17 protein-coding genes are annotated in these 16,486 nt (G+C 62.4%); 12 read left to right on the top strand and 5 right to left on the bottom strand.

What is annotated here, in order from left to right; genetic code table 11:
- Nucleotides 1-25: 25 nt before the first annotated feature.
- The gene (locus M0D67_RS19320; RefSeq protein ID WP_168435775.1) at nt 26-202 is read right to left on the bottom strand and encodes a type II toxin-antitoxin system HicA family toxin; all 177 of its coding nucleotides are present in this window, start codon (nt 200-202) and stop codon (nt 26-28) included.
- Nucleotides 203-704: 502 nt separating this feature from the next.
- On the opposite strand from M0D67_RS19320, the gene M0D67_RS19315 reads away from it, so the two are divergent.
- The 8 genes from M0D67_RS19315 (at nt 705) to rng (ending at nt 8,244) form a co-directional block, all read left to right on the top strand.
- Entirely contained in the window at nt 705-1,433 is a 729-nt protein-coding gene (locus tag M0D67_RS19315) for a YebC/PmpR family DNA-binding transcriptional regulator (RefSeq protein ID WP_054035139.1), read from the top strand.
- Nucleotides 1,434-1,672: 239 nt separating this feature from the next.
- On the top strand, nt 1,673-2,971 hold the full coding sequence (purD, locus tag M0D67_RS19310; protein ID WP_154562233.1) for a phosphoribosylamine--glycine ligase: 1,299 nt from the start codon (nt 1,673-1,675) through the stop codon (nt 2,969-2,971).
- A gap of 229 nt (nt 2,972-3,200) precedes the next feature.
- Nucleotides 3,201-4,124 (top strand): oxygen-dependent coproporphyrinogen oxidase, encoded by a 924-nt coding sequence (hemF, locus tag M0D67_RS19305; protein WP_154562231.1) that lies wholly within the window; start codon nt 3,201-3,203, stop codon nt 4,122-4,124.
- A 26-nt stretch (nt 4,125-4,150) separates the two neighbouring features.
- Complete coding sequence (locus M0D67_RS19300) at nt 4,151-4,903, top strand: nicotinate-nucleotide adenylyltransferase (protein WP_168435774.1); 753 nt, start codon at nt 4,151-4,153, stop codon at nt 4,901-4,903.
- A gap of 4 nt (nt 4,904-4,907) precedes the next feature.
- A complete protein-coding gene (gene rsfS, locus M0D67_RS19295) occupies nt 4,908-5,363 on the top strand; it encodes a ribosome silencing factor (RefSeq protein ID WP_154562229.1) in 456 nt (151 codons plus the stop codon).
- 90 nt (nt 5,364-5,453) lie between these two features.
- Nucleotides 5,454-5,924: a 23S rRNA (pseudouridine(1915)-N(3))-methyltransferase RlmH gene (gene rlmH / locus M0D67_RS19290; RefSeq protein WP_093639533.1), complete on the top strand. Its 471-nt coding sequence runs from the start codon at nt 5,454-5,456 to the stop codon at nt 5,922-5,924.
- Nucleotides 5,925-6,135: 211 nt separating this feature from the next.
- A complete protein-coding gene (locus M0D67_RS19285; protein ID WP_154562227.1) occupies nt 6,136-6,765 on the top strand; it encodes a nucleoside triphosphate pyrophosphatase in 630 nt (209 codons plus the stop codon).
- A 9-nt stretch (nt 6,766-6,774) separates the two neighbouring features.
- Nucleotides 6,775-8,244 (top strand): ribonuclease G, encoded by a 1,470-nt coding sequence (gene rng / locus M0D67_RS19280; protein ID WP_154562225.1) that lies wholly within the window; start codon nt 6,775-6,777, stop codon nt 8,242-8,244.
- Between the two features lie 613 nt (nt 8,245-8,857).
- Here the strand turns inward: rng and M0D67_RS19275 are convergent.
- Nucleotides 8,858-9,004 (bottom strand): hypothetical protein, encoded by a 147-nt coding sequence (locus M0D67_RS19275; protein WP_154562223.1) that lies wholly within the window; start codon nt 9,002-9,004, stop codon nt 8,858-8,860.
- Nucleotides 9,005-9,393: 389 nt separating this feature from the next.
- On the opposite strand from M0D67_RS19275, the gene M0D67_RS19270 reads away from it, so the two are divergent.
- From M0D67_RS19270 to M0D67_RS19260, 3 genes are all read left to right on the top strand, one after another.
- Nucleotides 9,394-9,819 carry a CopG family transcriptional regulator gene (locus M0D67_RS19270; RefSeq protein ID WP_154562221.1) on the top strand — a complete coding sequence of 142 codons (426 nt, stop codon included), beginning with the start codon at nt 9,394-9,396 and terminating at the stop codon, nt 9,817-9,819.
- A 106-nt stretch (nt 9,820-9,925) separates the two neighbouring features.
- Nucleotides 9,926-11,050, top strand: coding sequence for a PHB depolymerase family esterase (locus M0D67_RS19265; RefSeq protein ID WP_266239409.1), 1,125 nt, complete (start codon nt 9,926-9,928; stop codon nt 11,048-11,050).
- Between the two features lie 164 nt (nt 11,051-11,214).
- Nucleotides 11,215-11,724, top strand: coding sequence for a phasin family protein (locus tag M0D67_RS19260; RefSeq protein ID WP_266239408.1), 510 nt, complete (start codon nt 11,215-11,217; stop codon nt 11,722-11,724).
- A 151-nt stretch (nt 11,725-11,875) separates the two neighbouring features.
- On the opposite strand, the gene M0D67_RS19255 is transcribed toward M0D67_RS19260, so the two are convergent.
- Entirely contained in the window at nt 11,876-13,585 is a 1,710-nt protein-coding gene (locus tag M0D67_RS19255) for a bifunctional diguanylate cyclase/phosphodiesterase (protein WP_266239407.1), read from the bottom strand.
- A 431-nt stretch (nt 13,586-14,016) separates the two neighbouring features.
- Between M0D67_RS19255 and M0D67_RS19250 the strand changes: the two genes are divergently transcribed.
- A complete protein-coding gene (locus M0D67_RS19250; protein WP_266239406.1) occupies nt 14,017-14,937 on the top strand; it encodes a LysR family transcriptional regulator in 921 nt (306 codons plus the stop codon).
- 160 nt (nt 14,938-15,097) lie between these two features.
- On the opposite strand, the gene M0D67_RS19245 is transcribed toward M0D67_RS19250, so the two are convergent.
- On the bottom strand, nt 15,098-16,288 hold the full coding sequence (locus M0D67_RS19245; RefSeq protein WP_266239405.1) for an NAD(P)/FAD-dependent oxidoreductase: 1,191 nt from the start codon (nt 16,286-16,288) through the stop codon (nt 15,098-15,100).
- On the bottom strand, nt 16,285-16,452 hold the full coding sequence (locus M0D67_RS19240) for a rubredoxin (protein ID WP_093639504.1): 168 nt from the start codon (nt 16,450-16,452) through the stop codon (nt 16,285-16,287). Before M0D67_RS19240 ends, M0D67_RS19245 begins: the two co-directional genes overlap by 4 nt.
- Nucleotides 16,453-16,486: the final 34 nt, after the last annotated feature.

Below are 16,486 nucleotides of genomic sequence, written 5' to 3'. Positions count from 1 at the left end.
ATGAAGCCCCTTGCGGGGCTTGCCTCTATTTGCATTTCAGTTGCTTAAGAATTGCTTTGCGAAGCGGCTCCGAAATCTCGTGAGCGGGATGCCTCGGCAGTGTGGTCTGCCGACCGTTCAGATACACCTTCAAATGTTTGCTGCCCTGTTCGAAAGTCGCCCCTTGGTCAGCGAGCCAACGTCTGAACTCGCTTTGCTTCACCGGCCCTCCTGTGTTCGTGAACACAGGGCAAAATATAAACAAAAATGTTTATATTCGCAACCACAACGACGACTGCAAAAGATGCGCGACCTACCTGGCGCGACTGAAAGAGGCGCCTGACGCCTACTTTCGCCTCGCCCCCTCTCTGCCGCACCCCTGCGCCGTGATAAAATTCGAATCCGCTCAAAGAGCGGCTCGACTTGCACTGCCACGCGGTGCATCACGCCTTAACGCCGGGTCTGCCGGGACCGGCGCACCTGTGGCGCCGCTGAGCCGCCCGCTGACCGTCCTGCCCCGCCCCAACCGCGCTGCCGACCTTCGGTCCCGCTCGCCGGGTCCGGCCGGGCGCGATCAAGCTGAGGAAAGCCTGACACCGGGCGGTCCGGCGCCGAGCGGTTTGACATCGAGGCGCATGGCCGCAATCAGCAGCGCCGCGCGCCCGACATCGCAACGACAATTGCACTATGCGTGCGCCCCACTGGCGCGCGCGACGGAGAAAAGTATGGCGGGTCATTCGAAATGGGCCAACATCAAGCATAAAAAAGCAGCGGCAGACGCCAAGCGCGGCAAGGTCTGGACGCGGCTCATCAAGGAAATTCAGGTGGCGGCCCGCATGGGTGGCGGCGACATCGACTCGAATCCGCGTCTGCGACTCGCCGTCGAAAAGGCGTACGACGCCAACATGCCGAAAGATAACGTCAACCGTGCGATCCAACGCGGTGTGGGCGGTGTCGATGGCGCAAACTACGAAGAAATCCGCTACGAAGGCTACGGCATCGGCGGCGCGGCGGTGATCGTGGACACCATGACCGACAACCGCACCCGTACGGTAGCGGACGTGCGTCACGCGTTCTCGAAGAACGGCGGCAACATGGGCACGGACGGCTCGGTGTCGTTCATGTTCGATCACGTCGGCCAGTTCCTGTTCGCACCCGGCACGCCGGAAGACAAGCTGATGGAAGCCGCGCTCGAAGCCGGCGCTGAAGACGTCGTCACGAACGAAGACGGCAGTATCGAAGTGCTGTGCCCGCCGAACGATTTCCCGAAGGTGAAGACCGCGCTTGAAGCCGCGGGCTTCAAGGCCGAATTGGCCGAGGTGACAATGAAACCTCAGACGGAAGTCGAATTCACGGGCGACGACGCGGTGAAAATGCAGAAGCTGCTCGACGCGCTGGAGAGTCTGGACGACGTGCAGGAAGTCTATACAAACGCCGCGATCGCCGACGAATGAGCGTGCCCCGGCGGCACACCGCGCGTGGATCTGCACCGAACCACACGCCCGCGCCGCCGGCTAGCACTCGCGTTGCTGCAGAGCGGGCGTTGGTTGGGGCCTTCCGCACCGCCACCACCCGGGTTCGCTATGTGCCCTGCGCCGCTACCTGGCTGCGGGCCCATTGCAAACCTCGCTGTTATTCCACGGCTGAGCGTGATGCTTCAGCCGTTTATGGTTTTTAAGTCTCGGGGATTCACATGAAGTTACTCGTCGTCGGTTCCGGCGGTCGCGAACATGCGCTGGCATGGAAGCTCGCGCAATCGCCGCGGGTTCAGCTCGTCTACGTTGCGCCCGGCAATGGCGGCACCGCCCAGGACGAGCGTCTGCGCAACGTCGACATTACAGATCCGGCCGAACTCGCCGATTTCGTCGAGAAAGAACAGATCGCGTTCACGCTGGTCGGACCGGAAGGGCCGCTCGCCGCGGGCATCGTCAATCTGTTCCGCTCGCGCGGGTTGAAGATTTTCGGGCCGAGCAAGGAAGCCGCGCAGCTCGAAAGCTCGAAAGATTTTGCCAAGGCGTTCATGAAGCGTCACGCGATCCCAACCGCCGAGTACGAAACCTTCGCCGACGTCGCGGCCGCCCACGCGTATCTGGACGCCAAGGGCGCGCCGATCGTGATCAAGGCCGACGGCCTCGCCGCCGGCAAGGGCGTCGTGGTTGCGCAAACGCTGGAAGAAGCACACGCCGCCGTCGACATGATGCTGTCGGACAACAAGCTGGGCGATGCCGGCGCACGCGTCGTGATCGAGGAATTCCTCGCCGGCGAAGAAGCCAGCTTCATCGTGATGGTGGACGGCAAGCATGTGCTGGCGCTCGCTTCGAGCCAGGATCACAAGCGTCTGCTCGACGCCGACCAGGGTCCGAACACCGGCGGCATGGGCGCCTATTCGCCCGCCCCGATCGTCACGCCGCAACTGCATGCACGCGTGATGCGCGAAATCATCCAGCCGACCGTGCGCGGCATGGAGAAAGAAGGCATCCGTTTCACGGGCTTCCTGTACGCCGGCCTGATGATCGACGCGCAAGGCAACCCGAAGACGCTCGAATTCAACTGCCGGATGGGCGACCCGGAAACGCAGCCGATCATGGCGCGTTTGAAAGGCGACTTTTCGAAGGTGGTCGAGCAGGCCATCGCCGGCACGCTCGATACGATCGAACTCGAATGGGACCGCCGTACCGCGCTCGGCGTGGTGCTCGCCGCGTACAACTATCCGGACACGCCGCGCAAGGGTGACCGGATCAGCGATATCCCGGCGGAAACCGGCGATTCGGTCACTTTCCACGCCGGCACCACGCTGGCGGACGGCAAGCTGACCACCTCGGGCGGCCGTGTGCTGTGTGTGGTCGGTCTGGCGGATTCGGTGCGCAGCGCGCAGTCGGTCGCGTACGAGACGATCAACCAGATTTCGTTCGACGGCATGCAATATCGCCGCGACATCGGCTATCGCGCATTGAACCGCAAGCACGACGCCAAGACCGAAGGCAAGCACTAAGCCCGCCCCACTCGCCCGCGTGCGGCGCCAACGGCGCTACACTGCGGGTTTTCGCGGCCATCGCGGCGCCCACCGCTCCATGTGGGCTCACCCCGGTTGATCGGCATTTCACCCGGCGCGAACGACCGTAGCACCGCGCCTTCGCGGGAATGTCCTGACGAAGGCCGGCGCCCGCCCTTCACGAAGAACCCGCGGCACGACGAGCGTGCCGCCCTCAGCATCTGCATTCATGACCGATTCGAGCTATGACGCACAGGCCGTGCGCAGCTGGCTGCAAGGCCTGCAAACGCACATCGCGGACACGCTCGGCGCGTTCGACGGTAAGCCGTTCGCGACCGACGCATGGCAGCGCGCCCCCGGCGAAAAGCTGCGCGGCGGCGGCTACACACGGATTCTGGAAGGCGGCAACTTCTTCGAGCGGGCCGGCATCGGCTTTTCGGACGTAGCAGGCGACGCGTTGCCGGGTTCGGCGAGCGCCGCGCGTCCGCAACTGGCCGGCCGTGGTTTCGAAGCCATGGGCGTTTCGCTCGTGCTGCACCCGCACAATCCGCACTGCCCGACCGTGCATATGAACGTGCGTCTGCTGATCGCGACCAAGGCCGGCGAAGAGCCGGTGTTCTGGTTCGGCGGCGGCATGGATCTGACGCCGTACTACGGCTACGAGGAAGACGCGCAGCATTTCCACCGGGTGTGCCGCGACGCGCTGCAGCCTTATGGCGCGGACCTCTACCCGAGTTTCAAGCGTTGGTGCGACGAGTACTTCTTCCTCAAGCACCGCAATGAACCGCGTGGCATCGGCGGGATTTTCTTCGACGATTTCTCGGCGCCGGGCTTCGATCAATCGTTCGCGATGCTGAAAAGCGTCGGCGAAGGATTCCTCAAAGCGTACATGCCGATCATCGAAAAGCGCCGCAACATTCCGTACGGCGAAGCCGAGCGGGACTTCCAGGCATACCGGCGCGGCCGCTACGTCGAGTTCAATCTGGTCTTCGACCGTGGCACACTGTTTGGGCTGCAGAGCGGCGGACGCACCGAATCGATACTGATGTCGATGCCGCCTGTGGCGAACTGGCGCTACAACTGGCAGCCCGAACCGGGCACGCCGGAAGCGCGCCTTTACAGCGATTTTCTCGTGCCGCGCGAGTGGGTGTGAGGCTTTAAGCCCGCACCGCACACCACGTGACCACGACAAAGGATCTTCACCTGAAGCCGAACGCTCATCCTGTCGCCCTGCCTCGCCGGATTGGACTGCTCGGCGGCACTTTCGATCCGATCCACGACGGCCACCTCGCGCTCGCGCGGCGTTTCGCCGACGTGCTGAAGCTGACCGAGCTGGTGTTGCTGCCGGCCGGCCAGCCGTGGCAGAAAACGGACGTGTCAGCGGCTGTTCACAGACTGGCCATGACCCGTGCCGCCGCCACTGCGTTGGTGCTGCCGGGCGTGACCGTGCGGGTGGCGACCGACGAGATCGAACACGACGGTCCAACCTACACGATCAACACGCTGCAGTTATGGCGTGAACGCGAAGGTCCGAATGCGTCGATTGCGCTTCTGATCGGCGCGGATCAACTGGTGCATCTCGACACATGGCGCGACTGGCGGCGCCTGTTCGAGTTTGCTCACATCTGCGCGGCCACGCGCCCCGGTTTCGACCTCGCATCGATTCCGCCCGTGGTCGCTAAAGAAATCGACGCGCGCCGTGCCCGCGCCGACGTTCTGCAAGCCACCCCCTGCGGCCACTTGCTGATCGATACGACGCTTGCGTTCAACGTCTCGGCCACCGACATTCGCGCGCATCTGCGCGAGCAGGTGACCCAGCGGCTTGCCCTCGCGGGCGGCGAACCGCAAGACAGGAGCCAGGCCCGGGCCGCAAGCCATGTCCCCACTGCGGTGTGGGACTATATTCTTCAACATCATCTGTACCACCGGTAACCCCATGGATATTCGCAAACTGCAACGCGTGATCGTCGACGCTCTCGAAGACGTCAAAGCGCAAGACATCAAGGTGTTCAACACCAGCCACCTGACCGCGCTGTTCGATCGCGTGATCGTCGCCTCCGGCACCTCGAACCGCCAGACCAAGGCGCTCGCTTCGAGCGTGCGCGAGAGCGTCAAGGAAAACGGCGGCGACGTCATCAGCACCGAAGGTGACGACGTCGGCGAATGGGTGCTGGTCGATTGCGGCGACGCGATCGTGCACATCCTGCAACCGGCGCTGCGCCAGTACTACAACCTCGAAGAAATTTGGGGCGACAAGCCGGTGCGCATCAAGCTGTCCACGCCGGATCCGTTCGGCGGCGCGCGCTCGAGCGAACCCGACGACGAGGACGAAGAAGACGAAGCGCCGGCTGTCAAAAAGCCTGCACGCAAGGCGGCGGTACGCCGCAAGTAAGTACGTGGCTGGCAAACCGCTGAAGTCCGCGACGCAAAGTCAGAGCATGCGTGCGCGATTGCAGCGATTGCGTCGTCGATTCCACCCGTCATGAAACTGCACATTCTCGCCGTCGGCCACAAGATGCCCGACTGGATCGCCACCGGCTTCGACGAATACGCGAAGCGCATGCCGCCCGAGCTGCGCATCGAGCTGCGCGAAATCAAGCCCGAGCAGCGTTCGTCAGGGCGTCCGGCCGAAAGCGTGATGGCGGCCGAGCGGCAGAAAATCGAAGCCGCGTTGCCGAAGAACGCGCGCATCGTCGCGCTCGATGAACGCGGCAAGGATTGGACCACGATGCAACTCGCCGGCGCCCTGCCCGGCTGGCAGCAGGACGGCCGCGACGTGGCGTTTCTGATCGGCGGCGCCGATGGGCTCGATCCCGATCTGAAAGCACGCGCCGATATGCTGCTGCGTGTCTCCAGCCTGACGCTGCCGCACGCCATGGTCCGCGTGCTGCTCGCCGAACAGCTTTACCGCGCGTGGACCATCACGCAAAATCACCCCTATCACCGCGTGTGAGCGAACGAGGCGGCTGACGGATCGCGCGTTTGCTGGTCCTGTTGGCTGCGCTGATTGACGCGCCTTGTGGACGCATTTTCAGGCGCGTTTATCGATACGTTGATCGACGTGCTTTTCATCGTGTCCTTAGGCTCGTTCTTCGTCGATTGACTGACACGCTCATCGCGCGCGCCTTGCGCATTGACGCAACCCGCCTCATCGAGACCTGTTCATGCCAACGTCCGCCGATTCGCTGCATCCGTTCGTTTACCTCGCTTCTCAGAGTCCGCGCCGTCAGGAGTTGTTGCAACAACTCGGCGTGCGTTTCGAATTGCTCCTGCCGCGTCCCGATGAAGATGCCGAAGCGCTCGAAGTCGAGCTACCCGGCGAGCGGGCGCGCGACTACGTGCAGCGCGTGTGCATCGCGAAAGCGCACGCAGCGCGCGCGCGTCTCGTGGCAGGCGGCCATGCGGCACGGCCGATCCTGGTTGCCGACACAACCGTCACGATCGACGACGCGATCCTCGGCAAGCCCGTCGACACCGACGATGCCGTCGCAATGCTCACGCGCCTCGCGGGCCGCGATCACGAAGTGCTGACGGCCATCGCGGTGGTCGACGCGGAAGGCACGTTGCTGCCGGCCGCACTATCGGTATCGAAGGTGCGTTTTGCTGCACTGCAAGCGGACGCCGTGCGCCGCTACGCTGCAAGCGGCGAGCCGCTCGGCAAGGCAGGCGCGTATGGCGTACAGGGACGCGCCGCGGAGTTTATCGAGCATATCGACGGGTCCTATTCAGGTATCATGGGTTTGCCGCTTTTTGAAACCGCTGCCCTCCTGCGTGCAGCGCGCATCGACTTCTAAAATAACACCATGAATGAAGAAATCCTGATCAATGTCACGCCGCAGGAAACGCGCGTCGCGCTCGTCCAGCAAGGCGCCGTCCAGGAACTTCACGTCGAACGAACGCTGTCGCGAGGACGCGTCGGCAATGTCTATCTCGGCAAAGTCGTCCGCGTGTTGCCGGGTATGCAATCCGCCTTCATCGACATCGGCCTGGAACGCGCCGCGTTTCTCCACGTAGCGGATATCTGGCATCCGCGCATTGCGGGCGAACCGCAGCATCAAACGCCGCATCAGCCCATCGAGAAAATCGTCTTCGAAGGTCAGACACTGATGGTGCAGGTCGTGAAAGATCCGATCGGCACCAAGGGCGCGAGGCTGTCCACGCAAGTGAGTATCGCCGGGCGCACGCTCGTGTATCTGCCGCAGGAGCCGCACATCGGCATCTCGCAGAAGATCGAGAGCGAAGCCGAACGCGAGGCCGTGCGCGCGCGTCTGACCGCCGTGCTGCCTGCCGATGAAAAAGGCGGCTACATCGTCCGCACCATCGCTGAAGATGCAACCAGCGAAGAATTGGCCGGCGACGTCGCATATCTGCGCAAGACGTGGGCGACCATCATCTCGCAAGGTCAGCGCATGCCGCCGACCAGCCTGCTGTATCAGGATCTGAATCTCGCACAACGTGTGCTGCGCGATTTCGTCAACGACGAGACCTCGCGCATTCAGGTCGACTCACGCGAGACCTATCAGATGCTCGCCGACTTCGCGGCGGAGTTCACGCCGGCGGTGTCGTCGAAGCTGCATCACTACACCGGCGAGCGGCCGCTCTTCGATCTGTACAACATCGAGGCGGAAATCCAGCGCGCATTGTCACGCCGGGTCGATCTGAAATCGGGCGGCTATCTGGTGATCGACCAGACCGAAGCGATGACCACCATCGACGTGAACACCGGCGGCTACGTCGGCGCGCGCAACTTCGACGATACGATCTTCAAGACCAACCTCGAAGCCGCACACACCATCGCGCGGCAATTGCGGCTGCGTAATCTGGGCGGCGTGATCATCATCGACTTCATCGATATGGAGAACGTCGAGCATCGCGATCAGGTGCTTGGTGAGTTGAAGAAGGCGTTGTCGCGCGATCGCACGCGCGTGACCGTGAATGGTTTCTCGCAGCTTGGACTCGTGGAGATGACGCGCAAACGTACGCGTGAATCGTTGGCGCATGTGCTGTGCGAGCCCTGCCCGGTTTGTCAGGGCAAGGGACAGGTCAAGACGTCACGCACGGTGTGCTACGACGTGCTGCGCGAGATTCTGCGCGAGTCGCGGCAGTTCAATCCGCGCGAGTTTCGCGTGGTGGCGTCGCAGCAGGTGATCGATCTTTTCCTTGAGGAAGAATCGCAGCATCTGGCGATGCTGATCGATTTCATCGGCAAGCCGGTGTCGTTGCAGGTGGAGTCGAATTTGAGCCAGGAGCAGTACGATATAGTCTTGATGTAAATCATCAAATTCTCTGCATCAATGACCGGTTGACCGAGTTCGAAACCCTGAAATTTGCGATATAGCGGCGCAAGCGCGTGGCCGGCGCAAGAGGCGCGGCGCGCCAAGGCGCACGCTTGACGGCGCCGTGCGCCAAATCGATCGCTTTGAGATTTGAGCCCCGCTCCGGCGGGGTTTTGCCGTTCTGCCGTCGCTGCATCAATGCTTATGGTGAATCAAGTCACTAAGATGATGCTCTTTGAACCAATGGGTTAGCCGCTCCTGGTTGCTGGATGCGGCCCATATCCCGGCGCCACATATAGCAGCGATAATCCCAATCAAAATAGCCAACGTTAAATCAGACATGGCGGCCTCCCTATCAGGTTGCGACCATGCTTATATGTTAGGCGATGATCCCTCAATTCTCCTACATTGCAGGAACAGCCAACAGCGGTGACGGTCCGATTGTCACGAACAGCCGCGGCGGCCAGACATGACTCCGAGACTTCTGCCGTGACTTCTACCAACTATTGAATTCCCCGGTATCAATGCCGGTCACTCGCGTAAATGGCGAGTGCAACGTCAAGGCAAACGTTGCTGCAATGGCAGTGTCGAGCCATTCGACGAATCCGGTTCACCCCTGTCCGTCACCGTCCTTGAACGCGAATGACGCAGCAATCAGAATGAGCCCACTCCAAAGAAACACCTGGCCGAATATTCCGCTTGTTCCAAAACCGCCGCCGACCATCGCGGCGCTCACGTAGTAAAAGAGCGTGCTCATCTTGATTCCCTGGGGGAACCCCCGACACGTTTCGTTTCACCCACTATACCGCGCGGCGGCCAGATCAATGCCTCCAATCCGCCTCCAGGCGCTAGGCTCGTCGTCGTATAGCCCATCATGTGCGTCCATGACCGGCCTCGCGCCTCAGTGTCGAACCGGCTCAAGGCGCAGCTTCTTAGGCCAACGCAATCGATAGAACGCAGTTGCGCAAACGGTAATCGTCGCCGGGAGAGCCATAGGCATTGTCGTCAGCAATGTCATCGCTCCGCGAGCGTCTCCCGGCCCTCAATTTCCTCATTGACGCCGTTCGGACCAGGCGCGTATAACCATCCCATTGGATGTTATTTGGATGGCATATGGATGCCGAGCGAACGCCGAACGGAATAGAAATGGCCAACCTCAAACTCGTCGACACCTCCCGCCCCAAAGGCGGCGAGACCGAAAAGATCACCATCAATCTCGGCCCAATCGACCTGGGCCAGATCGACCTGCTCGTCGAAGAAGGCTTTTACTCGAACCGCACCGACCTGATCCGTACGGCGATTCGCAACCAGCTAGCCGTACACGCGCAGGTCGTCACGGAAACGGTGACCCGGCGCGCGCTGGTGCTCGGCCTGCAACACTTCTCGAAGCAGGACCTCGAAGCCGCTCAAGCCGCAAATGAACGACTGGACATTCACGTGCTCGGCCTCGCCAGCATCGCAGCCGATGTGCCGCCGGAACTCGCGGCGGCCACGATCGCATCGGTGGCGGTGCTCGGCGCATTTCACGCGTCGCCAGCGGTCAAGGCGGCGCTCGCCGGACGCATCAGGTAGGCGCGCCCGGCATGGCTGATTTTTGTTTGAAGCCATGCTGAAGGCCGTGAAACTCATCGCCTGACCCCGTCACGCGCAATGCAAGTCAACGCAGTAACTCACACTCATGAAAATGAATGAAGATTTCCTGAAGTCGATGAAAGAAGCCTTCGACCTGCTGCGCACCAAGGGGCCGAAGGAAGCGACCGCTGCAGTCCAGCGCGCACTCGCAGGCAGCAAGGCCAAAGCAGGCAATGCGCAAACGCCGCCCATGCCGCAGAGTGCCAACGAATGGGCACAAGCGTGGACACAGGCGCAATCTCACGCCAACACCACGCCGCACGCCCCTGCCGAGCGCACTTTCGACGCTGACACCCCCGGCACCTTCAGCACCCAAACCTTCAGCAATAGCGCGGGCCAACGCCAATACAAGCTCTACGTACCCGCCGTCTACAAGAGCAAACCGTTGCCGCTAATCGTGATGCTGCACGGCTGCACGCAAAACGCCGACGACTTCGCGGCCGGCACGCGCATGAACGAAATGGCCGAGCGTCATGGCTTCATCGTCGTGTATCCGAATCAATCGCAAGCAGCCAATCCTTCGACTTGCTGGAACTGGTTCAAGCCTGCCGACCAGCAGCGCGACCAGGGCGAACCATCGTTGATCGCCGGCATCACGCGTGAGGTGATGGCGCGTTATCGCGTCGATCCGGCGCGGGTGTATGTGGCGGGTCTGTCGGCAGGTGGCGCCATGGCGGACGTCATGCTGAAAACCTCGCCCGACCTGTACGCCGCGGCCTGCGTGCATTCCGGCCTCGCCCACGGAAGCGCGAAAGGTCTGCCTTCGGCGCTCGCCGCGATGAAAGGCGGCAAAGCGCATCGCAGCCACTCGCACGTCGAACCGCAACGCCCGCTCATCGTGTTTCATGGCGATGCGGACACGACAGTGCATCCCTCGAACGCCACTGCGCTCGTAGCGGGCTTCGACGCCGGCGTCACGACACTCAGCCCGCTGTCGCACACCGCAGGCACAGCGAGCGGTCAGCGCGGCTGCACGGTGCAACGACTCGTCGCGGCAAATGGTGTCGAAGCGGAGTACTGGTCGATCCATGGCGCGGGCCACGCATGGGCAGGCGGCAGTCAGCGCGGCACGTACACAGACCCATCCGGCCCCGATGCGACGGCCGAAATGCTGCGCTTCTTCCTCGCCCATCCGCGCGCGTCGGGCGCACATAAAGCTCCATTCAACTGACGAATCATTTTGACGAAAACGCTGTACATCCTGCCGCAAAGGTATAAAGTGGCTCATGTTGCAGCGCAGCAAAACCACTGTGCCGCGTCGACCTGCCGTCTCGCGTGAGACCTGGCCTCCGAAATCCTTTGGGCGCCTGCCCCGGGTCACTTTGGAGATCACTTATGCACAGCCCCGCGATCGAACATAGCGCCGCCTTCGGCCAACGCACTTTCAACATCTTCACCGACCTGCAGCTCGATGGGCTGGCATGTCTGCAAAAGCTCGGCGAGCTCAATCTCGCGGCACTGAAGGCATCCGTCACCGAAAGCAAGAGCGCATTGTCGGCCGGTCAGTTCAACGCCGCGCCGTTCGCCGGCGTGTCCGATTTGCAGCAGCAACTGGTTCAACGCACCTTGTCGTACGCGCAGCACGTCAAGGAAATTGACGCGCAATTCACCGCGGCGTTGACCAAGGCAGGCGAATCACTGCGCGAAGAGTTCGGCGCTAATGTGGCGCAACTCGGTTCGGGCTTCGGCCAAACCACGCCGTTCAGTTCGGATAGCGCATTCGGGGCAATGCAATCCGTGATGGCTTCGATGATTCATTCGAGCAATGTGGTCCAGGACAGCATCAAGCGTGCATCCGGTATGGCCGGCACGGCGATCACAACCGCAGACGACGCAGCAAAATAAGTCTCACGTCGTAACGCGAGCAGACGAAAAGGGGCCAATCGGCCCCTTTCTCTTGTCCGGGTAGCTTTGGCGACACGCGTCTTGCGCGAAGTACGACGCGCTGCGGCGCCTGCGGGATGGCGACTTCAAGTTGGCAGCGGAATTGCCGACGTCAACCCGTCCCCAACGGCTTCAGCAAATTGCCCAACGCCGCGATGGTGATGGGTCGCGAGAACCAGAATCCTTGTGCCTCGTCACAGCCGAGCGCTTCCAGTTGCGCGGCCTGTTCGGCCGTCTCCACACCTTCGGCCGTCACCCGCAGCTTCAACGCATGGGCCATGGCGATAATGGCGCCGACGAGCGCCGCGCACTGCGGATCGGTACTCATGCGCATCACAAACGAGCGATCGATTTTCAGGCGATTCAGCGGAAAGCGCGTGAGATAAGCGAGACTCGAATAGCCGGTGCCGAAGTCATCCACCGCGACTTCTACGCCCAATTCGCGCAACGCATGCAGCGTCTGCAATGCCTGTTCGGTGTCGCCCAGCAGCACGCCCTCGGTGATTTCCAATTCAAGGTACGAAGGGTCGAGCGCGGCATCTTCGAGCGCCTCGCGGATCGTCTCGAACAGATTGTGCCGCTGGAACTGCTGAGGGGACACGTTCACCGCAACCCGTGGCAAGGTGCCGGTGAGCCGCAGCAATTTGCCGGCGTCGCGGCACGCGGTGCGGATGACCCACTCGCCGATCTGCTCGATCAGGCCCGACTCTTCAGCGATCGGCACGAACTCGACCGGACTGATCAACCCACGCTGCGGATGATTCCAACGCAGCAGCGTCTCCACTTGCGCGATGCGGCCATTGGAAAGCGTCACCTGCGGCTGATACACGAGATGCAGTTGCTGACGCTCGAGCGCTTCGCGCAGCATCGTCTCCAGTTCGAAGCGGCGCGCCGCCTGGCCTTCGAGCGCGGTGGAAAAACGCCGCACCGCATTGCCGTTGACAGCCGATGCCGCCGACAACGCCACGCCCGCGCGACGCATCAGTGTCGGCGCATCGGCGCCGTCGGCAGGATAGGCGACGACGCCGATACTCGCCGTGATGTTCAGCGCGGTGCCCGCGTAGTCGATCGATTCGGCGATGCGGCCCAGTGCCTCAGCCGCGAAAGCATCGGCCGCCGCACCGGTTTCATTGATCAGCAGCGCGAATTGCGTGCCACCGATCGAGGCGATCGTACCGTCGTGGGGAAACAGACCGCGCAGCCGTTCGCCGACGATCTGCAACACCAGTTCGGCCGCATGCAAACCGAGCGCATCGCGCAGCTTGCGCAAATGATCGAGTTCGGCGATCAACACGGTAAAGCCACTGCCGCTGCGCTGACAGCGCGCGATCGTCAACTCAAGGCGTTCGGTGAAAAGTGTCTGATTGGGCAGACGGGTCACGCCGTCGTGATGCGAGACGTACCACAGGCGTGCCTCGGACTGCGCGTAGCGCGTCATGTCGATGGCAATGCCGACATAGCGGGCGGGCCCCGTGGTTACACCGCCAGGATGTGCCGGCTCGGCGGCGAGCGGCGCCAGCGCGAACACCACGCGAATTGGGGTGCCGTTGCGCCGCACGTAGGTCCATTCACCTTCATAGCGCGAGCCTAGCGCCGACAGCGGCGGCAATTCGGCGCGCCGCCTCGCGAGTTCGGCCGGGTCGTGCAAGGACTCAAAGGTGCGCCGGCCGATCAATTCTTCGGCGGTAAAGCCGGTCAGCTTCTCGAGAGCTGCGTTGACGGAGTCGAACGTGCCGTCGGCCGTGCAGATGAACATGCCGTAGGGCGCCGCCGCAAGCGCGGCGTCGCGTGTGCGCGCTTCGGCGTAGGGGTGAGCTTGCATCGCGCCGGCCTTTGATTTTCCTGGGTATTAAAAGCGAATGAGGAAAGCGGGTGAGCGTTCTTCCTGACGCGCACGGCGCAACCGGCAAGCCCGGCAGTTTCGATCCGATCCGCCGGGTAACGTTCGTATGATAGCGGCTTTCCTGGCCCGGTCCACCGCACCGGCCGCACGTTCCTCGCCGCAATCGTTTCCCTCGGTGTATTCCCCGATTCCGGCAGCGGCATGCCCGTCATCGCGTACATCATAAAGCGCTCGCTATAACCGGGATACCCCGCGTCCCATGACTCAACGTGCACCGGCCTTCGACGCCTTCGCACAGGGCTTCGCCGGATTGACGATCGTTATATCCGCCTATATATTTCGCTAGCGATCCTTAGATAAAAAACGCTGCCCCACTGCATGGATCCGCACGAAACAGGGTCCCGTTTTTCATGTCCAAGGAAATCATCGATTCGCACCTTCTCAAGGTGCTGCACACGCTTCTGACCGAATCGAGCGTGTCGCGCACCGCAACGTTGCTCGGACAATCGCAGCCGACCGTCAGCGTGGCGCTGCGCAAACTGCGCGACATGACCGGCGATCCGCTGCTGGTGCGCAGCGGCAGCCGGATGGTTCTCACCGCGCACGCGCTCACGCTGATCGAACCCACGGCGCAGGCGCTGAACAATATCGCGGCCATTCTGCATCCCACCACGTCGTTCAATCCGGCCACCACCAGCCAGACCTTTCGGATCGGCTCGCCGGATTATCTCGATGCGTTCTTCGTCCCCGCCGTGGTCGATGCGTTTCATCGCGAAGCGCCCGGTGCGAAGCTCGAGTTCAGGCATCTGATGATGGTGGACGGCGGCTACGAACACGGCCTGGAAAGCGGCTTTCTCGATCTGGTGATCGGCAACTGGCGCACGCCACCGGAGCATCTACATTTGCAGCCGCTGTGCAAGGACGAACTGGTGTGTCTGATGCGCAACGGTCACCCCGTCAAGCCGGGGCGGCTTAGCAAGCCCGTCTACGAAGAGGCGGAACATCTGGCGGTGATGACGTACAACACGACGTCGTGGGGCACGGTCGATGTCGAACTCGCGCGCAATGGCCTGTCGCGCACCGTCACTACGACGCTGCCCTACTTCGGCATGGCGCCCTACGTTTTAGCGCGTTCCAATCTGCTGTTCACCACCACGCGTGCGCTCGCCACGCACTACACCAAGATGCTGCCGCTGCGTATCGAGCCGATTCCCGGCGAGCCGCAGGCGCTCACCTACTATCAACTCTGGCACGACCGCACGCATCGCAGCGTCGCCGCGATCTGGCTGCGCAGGCTGATCGCCAACGTCGCGAAAGATCTGGTTTCCTAAGCGTTCGCCGTCGGCACGCACTTCTTTCAAGCAGATAAAAAAAACGCCGCAGGCAGAGCTTGCGGCGCGAATGCGATCATCGGATGTGTTGCAGGTGACAGGCCCTTAAAACACCGAGCGATCACAAAGTGAGGTCGGTCAGACGGAAGATTGTTATGGGTTAGCTAGTCGCTAATGGCCCCTCTGTCATGGCCTTGATCAAGGCGGCCTTGCCCTCGATCGCCGCGCCGAGCAAGGCGAAGCCCAACGGACGCTCGCTGGTGGCATGCCGGCACACGGCGCGCGCCGCGTGTTTCGCAGCGTCGCCGGCGGTTTCGATCGACCATGCGCCCTCGCCCTCGGGCGCCACGACGACGGCGGGACTCGCGGGCGTCTTCACGGTAATCGGCATCACCGGGAAGGCGACGCGGGTCGGCTGCCCGGCCAGGGTGCGAGCGAGCGCTCGTGCGGCGTGCATGATCGGCAGGACATACGGCTGCACTTTGCCGTCGATCGCGGCACAGTCGCCGAGTGCGTAGATATCCGGTGCACTGGTGCGGCACCACGCATCGGTTCGAATGCCCTGATCGATCTCAAGACCCGCAGCAGCGGCCAACGCCGTACGCGGCACGAGGCCGACCGCCGACACGACCAGATCCGCGACGATCGGCTCGCCTTCGGCGAACGTCAGCCGGTAACCGTCCGACAGGCGGTCGATCCGATCCACACTGCGGCCAGGATGAAAACGGATGCCGCCATCGTCAAGCGCGCGGGCGAAAATCTCGCCCACGTCTTGCGGGAGCAAGCGCGCCAGCGGCGTCGAAGCCGGATCGATCAGACTGACCGCATAACCGGCGGCTGCCAGATCGTTGGCAAACTCGCAGCCGATCAGACCCGCGCCCAGAATCGCCACCGAGCGGCAACGCGTGAGCGCCAACCTGAAGCGCGCGTAATCGCCGAGGTCGTTGATCGACATCACGTCGGCCGCACCATCACCCGCCACTTTCAGGCGCCGTGGGTCCGCGCCCGTGGCCAGCACCAGCTTGCTGTAGCCGAGCAACGCATTGTCGACCACCAGCGTGTGCTCGGCCGGCAAAATGCGCTCCACACGCTGATTGACACGAATCCACGCGCCCAACTGCGCCGCCATCGCCATGGCGTCGAAACTCGCCAACGCCTGCGGCTCTTTCTTCATCGCCAGCGCATTCGACAACATCGGCTTCGAATAAAAGCTGCCGTCGTCGCGGCTGATCATCACGATCGGCACCGTGCTATCGAGCTTGCGCAATTCACGCGCAACCGTATAGCCCGCCATGCCCGTGCCGACGATCACCACCGGCTGTCCTTTGTCCCCATGCTGAGCGGCCGTCATGCGATCACCTGCATTTCAAAGTCGTGCTTGCCGGTCGCGCAGTCCGGGCACAACCAGTCGTCCGGTACATCTTCCCAACGCGTGCCCGGCGCAATGCCCGCTTCCGGCAGACCCAGTGCTTCGTCATAGCGAAAGCCGCAGATCACGCATTCCCATACTTTCATGACTTCTCTCCCGAATCACCAATCACCCATCACG

Source organism: Paraburkholderia sp. SECH4, assembly GCF_030511745.1.
Taxonomy (GTDB): domain Bacteria; phylum Pseudomonadota; class Gammaproteobacteria; order Burkholderiales; family Burkholderiaceae; genus Paraburkholderia; species Paraburkholderia madseniana.
The sequence above is the reverse complement of the archived record's forward strand: the minus strand, read 5'-3'. Positions and strand labels throughout refer to the sequence as shown.

Bases quoted from the DNA above. Each gene is read 5' to 3' on its own strand.
- M0D67_RS19315 (WP_054035139.1), top strand. From the start codon at position 705: ATGGCGGGTCATTCGAAATGGGCCAACATCAAGCATAAAAAAGCAGCG.
- purD (WP_154562233.1), top strand. From the start codon at position 1,673: ATGAAGTTACTCGTCGTCGGTTCCGGCGGTCGCGAACATGCGCTGGCA.
- hemF (WP_154562231.1), top strand. From the start codon at position 3,201: ATGACCGATTCGAGCTATGACGCACAGGCCGTGCGCAGCTGGCTGCAA.
- rsfS (WP_154562229.1), top strand. From the start codon at position 4,908: ATGGATATTCGCAAACTGCAACGCGTGATCGTCGACGCTCTCGAAGAC.
- rlmH (WP_093639533.1), top strand. From the start codon at position 5,454: ATGAAACTGCACATTCTCGCCGTCGGCCACAAGATGCCCGACTGGATC.
- M0D67_RS19285 (WP_154562227.1), top strand. From the start codon at position 6,136: ATGCCAACGTCCGCCGATTCGCTGCATCCGTTCGTTTACCTCGCTTCT.
- rng (WP_154562225.1), top strand. From the start codon at position 6,775: ATGAATGAAGAAATCCTGATCAATGTCACGCCGCAGGAAACGCGCGTC.
- M0D67_RS19275 (WP_154562223.1), bottom strand. From the start codon at position 9,004: ATGAGCACGCTCTTTTACTACGTGAGCGCCGCGATGGTCGGCGGCGGT.
- M0D67_RS19270 (WP_154562221.1), top strand. From the start codon at position 9,394: ATGGCCAACCTCAAACTCGTCGACACCTCCCGCCCCAAAGGCGGCGAG.
- M0D67_RS19265 (WP_266239409.1), top strand. From the start codon at position 9,926: ATGAAAATGAATGAAGATTTCCTGAAGTCGATGAAAGAAGCCTTCGAC.
- M0D67_RS19260 (WP_266239408.1), top strand. From the start codon at position 11,215: ATGCACAGCCCCGCGATCGAACATAGCGCCGCCTTCGGCCAACGCACT.
- M0D67_RS19255 (WP_266239407.1), bottom strand. From the start codon at position 13,585: ATGCAAGCTCACCCCTACGCCGAAGCGCGCACACGCGACGCCGCGCTT.
- M0D67_RS19250 (WP_266239406.1), top strand. From the start codon at position 14,017: ATGTCCAAGGAAATCATCGATTCGCACCTTCTCAAGGTGCTGCACACG.
- M0D67_RS19245 (WP_266239405.1), bottom strand. From the start codon at position 16,288: ATGACGGCCGCTCAGCATGGGGACAAAGGACAGCCGGTGGTGATCGTC.
- M0D67_RS19240 (WP_093639504.1), bottom strand. From the start codon at position 16,452: ATGAAAGTATGGGAATGCGTGATCTGCGGCTTTCGCTATGACGAAGCA.